5 protein-coding genes are annotated in these 4956 nt (G+C 70.6%); 1 reads left to right on the top strand and 4 read right to left on the bottom strand.

Annotated elements, in window-relative coordinates; genetic code table 11:
- Window positions 1-109 precede the first annotated feature (109 nt).
- From BM064_RS26225 to BM064_RS26210, 4 genes are all read right to left on the bottom strand, one after another.
- The gene (locus BM064_RS26225) at window positions 110-2317 is read right to left on the bottom strand and encodes a VirB4 family type IV secretion/conjugal transfer ATPase (RefSeq protein ID WP_177236412.1); all 2208 of its coding nucleotides are present in this window, start codon (window positions 2315-2317) and stop codon (window positions 110-112) included.
- A gap of 103 nt (window positions 2318-2420) precedes the next feature.
- Window positions 2421-2699 carry a VirB3 family type IV secretion system protein gene (locus BM064_RS26220; protein WP_092866431.1) on the bottom strand — a complete coding sequence of 93 codons (279 nt, stop codon included), beginning with the start codon at window positions 2697-2699 and terminating at the stop codon, window positions 2421-2423.
- Window positions 2696-2980 carry a TrbC/VirB2 family protein gene (locus BM064_RS26215; RefSeq protein WP_092685481.1) on the bottom strand — a complete coding sequence of 95 codons (285 nt, stop codon included), beginning with the start codon at window positions 2978-2980 and terminating at the stop codon, window positions 2696-2698. The genes BM064_RS26220 and BM064_RS26215 overlap by 4 nt, the downstream gene beginning before the upstream one ends.
- A complete protein-coding gene (locus tag BM064_RS26210) occupies window positions 2968-3576 on the bottom strand; it encodes a lytic transglycosylase domain-containing protein (RefSeq protein ID WP_092866428.1) in 609 nt (202 codons plus the stop codon). Before BM064_RS26210 ends, BM064_RS26215 begins: the two co-directional genes overlap by 13 nt.
- A gap of 725 nt (window positions 3577-4301) precedes the next feature.
- On the opposite strand from BM064_RS26210, the gene BM064_RS26205 reads away from it, so the two are divergent.
- Window positions 4302-4956: helix-turn-helix domain-containing protein (locus BM064_RS26205; protein WP_143103476.1), on the top strand; the 655-nt coding region annotated here is incomplete at its 3' end.

Genomic DNA, 4956 nt, shown 5'->3' with positions numbered 1-4956 from the left:
TTGTCGATCGGCTCCCACTCGCAGCGGGTCGCGGCGCAGGGCCAGGTCTTCGGCGCGGGATCCGCGCAGGCGGCGAGCAGCGCGAGCAGGAACAGAGCTATGAGGCGCATCAGGCATCTCCTTCACGGGAGGGCCCCCCGCCCAGCACCGCCAGCAGCGGACCGAGGGCGGCGAGGTCGAGGTCCACCAGCGCGCCGCGATCGCCGGTGCGGATCGCGGCGAAGCGGCGGCCGCCGGGGCTTTGGGTCAGGAACGCGGTCTCGGCGTCGCTCAGGCCGAGCGGGGCGAGCTCGGCCGCAGTGAATCGGCTGGACGGGAAAACCAGCGTCGTCGCGATGCTCTCGAGGATCGAGCCGCCGGCGCGGCTCTCGGCGACATGGGAAACGCGCTGGGTCAGCATGACGAGCGCGACGTTCTTCTTGCGCATCGTCAGCATCCAGTCCTTGAGACGCGCCTCGAAATACCCGTCGTCGAGCAGCTTCCACGCCTCGTCGAGCACGATCAGGGTCGGGCGGCCGTCCTCGACCATCCGCTCGACCAGGCGGAACGCGTACGAGAGCCAGGCGGTGCGGATGGCGGGGGCGTCGAAGATCTCGGTCAGGTCGACGCCGGAGATGTCGCTGGCGAGGTCGAGCGCATCCTCGCCCTCGCCTGCGAAGAGCCAGCCGTACTGACCACCGGGGGCCCAGCGGCCCATGCGGGTGAAGAGATCGCCGCCATCGTCGATGCCGCGCAGGGCGGCGCGGAAGTGGTCCGCCGTTTGCAGGGCAGGGGCGGTGTGGGCGTTGGCCTCGACGGTCTGCGTCAGCGCCTCACGCTGCTGGGCGGAGAGGGGCCCGTCCTCTCGCGAGAGCAGGGCTTCGAGCCAGTCGGCGAGCCAGGCGCAGCCGTGCGCATCGGTCTCGGTCGCGAACGGGTTGAAGCCGGTGGGGGCGCCCATGCGAATTGCGGCATAGGAGCCACCCATGGCGCGAACCGGGGACTCGAGCCCGCGGTCCTTGTCGAAGACAAGGATGCGCGGGGAAAGCCTCTGCATCTGCGCCATGAGGAAGGCCATGGAGGCGGATTTGCCCGAGCCCGTCCGCCCGATCACCAGCGCATGGCCGACGGTACGGTCGCCCGGCGCGCCGGGGAGGTGGAAGCCGAAGCGGTATGCTTCATGGCTGAGGGTCGGCAGCACCGCGACCGGCGCGCCCCAGGGCGAAGCATCGGCTGAGGAACCGGGGCAGGGAGCGTGGAGCGCAGCGAGATCGGCGAAGTTGCCGGAGGAGATCATCGCGGCCCGCGCCCTGAACCCGTAATTCCCCGGCGCCTGCGCGAAGTATGCCGCGCGGGCGCCGATGCTCTCGCGCACCGCGCCGGCGCCCGCAGCCTGCACCGCGCCTCGGATCTGCGTGGCGATCTCGTCGAGCCGGGCGGGGCTTTCCGCGGTCGCCATGATCGAGAGATGGTGCAGGCCGAAGCCCGCGCGCCCTGAGGCGAGATCGTCCGCGGCCTCCTCCAGCTGCAGCGCCAGCGAGCGCGCCGCGTCATCGGCGGCGCGCATTTGGCGCAGGGTGCGCTGGATCCGGGCGAGCGCGTCATAGGGATTGATCGGGGTGTAGCTCTGGCTGAGCAGCGTATCCTCCGGCAGGTCCAGCCCCGCCAGCGCACAAGGCGTTGTCTGGGCGGGATAAGCCTTGAGCGTGACCATCGCGCCGAAGCGGGTCTCGGCGGCGTCGAGCCCGGGCAGGGTGAAGCCATCGCCCCGGAAATGCAGGTCCGAGGTCGCGAGGCTGTCGGCGATGGTCGCGAGGCCGAGCGGATGCACCCGCGGGCGCCACGCGCCGGAGACGGTCGCGCCCAGCATCCCGAGCCATTCCGGGCTCTCGCGCGTCAGACGACGCGGCCCCGCTACTGCAAGGACGGCCTGCATGTGGCCCATGATCTCGTCGAGCCGGGCGATACGTTTGGCCAGGGCCGCGCGCTGCGCCGGGACGCCGCCGCCGGTCAGCCGGGTGCGCAGGCCCGCCGCCTTCGCCGGGCGCAGCAGGACCGAAACCATCACGCGGCGGCGGCGCAGGCCCAGGCTGCGGAGGTGCGCACGCCAGGCGGCGTCCAGTTCGGCCGCGAAGCCATCGGCGGACACCGCGGGAACCTCCGGCGTCTCGGGATGCGAGAGCCGGTGGATGTAGAGCGCGGCATCCGGCGGCAACTCTGCCGCGCAACGGCTCATGGCCTCCGACAGGTCCGAGATGGCCGCGTGCTCGGCAGTGAGCGGGTCCAGCCCCTCGACGAGGAACGAGCCCATCACATCGCCGTCGCGCAGGAGGATCACGTCCTTCCGAGCGAAGCAGAGCCAAGGCAGAAAGCCGGACAGCGCCTGCTCGCGCGCCGCCCCGCGCGGGGCGACCGCCCGCAGCCCGAGGGTGGACCTCAGATCAAGCATGGTAGGCGAAACCCTCGCCGCGGAACCAGCCGGGGGTCGGGGGCGTGCGGCGCAGGGCGGTGAACACCACGTCGCCGATCCGCGGATCCCAGGCGGCGAGCGCGCGCAGCACGACGTAGCTCAGCGCCGCGCTGGCGCCGAACCAGAGGAACGACAGGGTGGCGATGAAGCCTCCAACCGAGACCCCGGTCAGCAGCACCAGATAGCCCATCGGCAGGCCTGCGACGCTGACCGGCCGGGTCAGCGCCTGGAAGCAGGGCCGCGCGCTCATGCGTAGCCCGAGAGGATCGTGCCTGCGCCGAAGATGATAGCGAGCCCGACCACGACGGACACGGCCGAGATCCAGTTCATGCGGCCAGTCGCGAACATCACGCCGACCACGGCGAGCGCCACGAGGCCGATCGCGCGTCCAAGCTCTCCGGTCAGCGTGTCGCCGATGGTGGTGAACATGTTGGTGATGGGCGAGAGCTCCTGCGCCATAGCCGCGGTGGCGACGAAGGAGAGCGCGGCCGAGAGGCCGAGAGCGCGCAGCGCGCGGGTCAGAATTCCCATATTCCGGTGTTCCTGTGCTGGTCGGTCGGGGTGGGGGAGGCGGGGGCCTGCGCGTCGCCGGTCAGCGCGGCGACATAGGCGCGGGTCTCGGGATAGGGCGGCACGCCGCCATGGCGCGCGACAGCCTCGGGCCCGGCGTTGTAGGCGGCGAGGGCGAGGGTCACGTCGCCGAAGCGCGCGAGCTGCGCGGCGAAGTACCGGGCGGCGCCGTCGAGGTTTTGGGCCGCGTCGAACGGGTCGGAGACGCCCAGATCAAGCGCCGTCTCCGGCATCAGCTGCCCGAGCCCCTGCGCGCCCTTCGGCGAGACCGCGCGCGGGTTCCAGCCGCTCTCGCGCTCGATCAGGGCGAGGAACAGAGCGATGAACTCGGCGGCGGAGAGGCCCGCCGCGCGCGGTCCCGCGCCGCCCGCGTGGCGGAGGGCGGCAGTCTCGGCGAGCGCCTTCAGCGCCACCTTGCTGGAGAGGTCAAGCGCGTCTGCGGCAGGCGGCGGCGGGCGGACCTGCGCCTCGCCGCCCGGCGCGAACTCGATCACCGTCGCGATTGCAGGGGCCGCGAGCAGGCAGAATCCGGCCGTCAGGAGAGTCAGGCGCCGCATCGCTCAGGCCCTCGGCAGCTGCTCGAACGTCGCCTCGCGGTGAGGAGAGGCGACGAGGGCGTCGCCATGCTGCTCTGCATCCAGACCGCGCATCGCCTGCCTCCCTCCGGCTGATTGCGGAACCACGGCGCGCAGGAATCCGAAGCGCGGGCGAATACCCGCGGGTCATCCCCCGCCCGAAAGGCGCGGGTCATCCTGAGCTGTCCGGTGGCGAGGGGCGAACGGTTCTCGCCAAAGGCGAGTGCGTGTCGGGCCCCGTGCTTCCGCTTGAACGCGACGACCGCCGCCGCGCCTCAAATCGGGGCGATACTGTCGGGCGCGGAGTCCCGGGTCAACAGTGAAAGTATCTCTTATTCTTGCCGCATCTATTTATAGAATATGAAGTCCGGCACAGTCGGTTTGAGCCTGCGCGTTCAGCGCCGATTCAATCTCTTGGCGCGCATGAAGAAGAGATGAACTCTAACCGCACTTGGCTTGAATAGAACGCTTGGCTAGTCTCGGCCGGATCAACCGCAGAGAGAAGGACGCAAGGTACGCCCGGCGCGGACAGGCCCGCGCCGAAAAAAAGAAAACCCCCGATGATCGGAGACCATCAGGGGCTCGGCTAACGCCGTCGTTTGACAGCTCGACGTTAGCCGTTTCCCCAAGCGCTGGCAAGAAAAGACGCCTTCGGGCGAACAGAGAAGCTGTGCCTGCGCTTCTGGTCTCCGTGAGGAGAGCAGCGAATGACCACCCTCACCCGTCGCGGCGATGCCGCCGTGGCGCGCCGAAAGGCCTTCCTTTCCAACCTGCATCGCCTGCTTGACCAGGCGGCGGCGACGCTCGGCCTGTCTGATGCCGTTGCGACCACCGCGCATGATTTGATCAACCGCATTCCAGAGGACGCCCCAGCGCCGATCAGCCCCGCCGGCGTGGAGCGCCTCGCGGCCCTGCGCGGGGTCGATCCGCGCACCATCCGCTACCGTATCCGCAAGCTGATTGACGTGGGGCTGGCCGAGAACCTCTGCCAGGACGGCGGGCGGCGCCAGGTCGTCCGCGACCGGCAGGGTCGCGTCGCCGAGATCTACGGCATCGGTTTCTGGCCGCTGCTCGACCGTGCCGCGGAGATCGAGGCCGCCGCCGAAGCCCGCCGCAGATCCGTCGACGAGCACGCCCGGCTGCGGCGCGAGATCAGCGCCATCCGCCGCCGCCTACGGCCGGTATTTGAGGCGGGACGCGCGGCGGCGGAGGCCTGCGCCGCATGGCGCAGTTTCCCGCGCCGGCTCGCCCATCTTGGCGTCGAGCGTCTGCGGGATCTCTTCGCCCGCGTGCAATCCCTGCTGGAGGCGGTGGAGGCGCCCGGCGCCGCCTGTGGACAACTCGCCGAGAGCCGGAAAAATC

Origin of the sequence: Albimonas pacifica (assembly GCF_900113695.1) — a bacterium.
GTDB lineage: Bacteria > Pseudomonadota > Alphaproteobacteria > Rhodobacterales > Rhodobacteraceae > Albimonas > Albimonas pacifica.
The sequence above is the reverse complement of the archived record's forward strand: the minus strand, read 5'-3'. Positions and strand labels throughout refer to the sequence as shown.